The sequence below is a fragment of the Bowmanella dokdonensis genome, from assembly GCF_017254865.1.
GTDB lineage: Bacteria > Pseudomonadota > Gammaproteobacteria > Enterobacterales > Alteromonadaceae > Bowmanella > Bowmanella dokdonensis.
In genome coordinates this window covers 1-298 of the sequence record NZ_JAFKCV010000325.1, presented here as the reverse complement: position 1 = coordinate 298, position 298 = coordinate 1, and the positions used below count along the sequence as shown (strand labels likewise).

The 298-nt window shown below is 61.1% G+C and carries 1 protein-coding gene; it reads left to right on the top strand.

Features of this window, described 5'->3' with window-relative positions:
- Window positions 1-14: 14 nt before the first annotated feature.
- Window positions 15-298, top strand: a 284-nt coding sequence (locus J0A66_RS22780; protein WP_277603628.1) for a thiamine pyrophosphate-binding protein, incomplete at its 3' end; no start/stop codon positions are given.

The window sequence follows — 298 nt, the reverse complement described above, 5'->3', positions numbered from 1 at the left end:
GCTGGGTGGATTATATGGAAGCCCTGCGCACCACAGACGGCATCGAATTTGTTCTCGCCACCCACGAAGGCGGCGCGGCCTTTATGGCTGACGTTTGTGGCCGTATTACCGGTGTGCCCGGCGTGTGTTTCGGCACCTTTGGCCCCGGCGCCACTAACCTGGCCACCGGTGTGGGCAGTGCCTATCTGGATCGCTCGCCAATGATTGCCCTGACCGACGAAATGCCTGCTGCCAAGCGTGGCCGCATCGTGCAGATGGCCATTGACCATCAGGCGCTGTTCGCCCCTATCACCAAGAA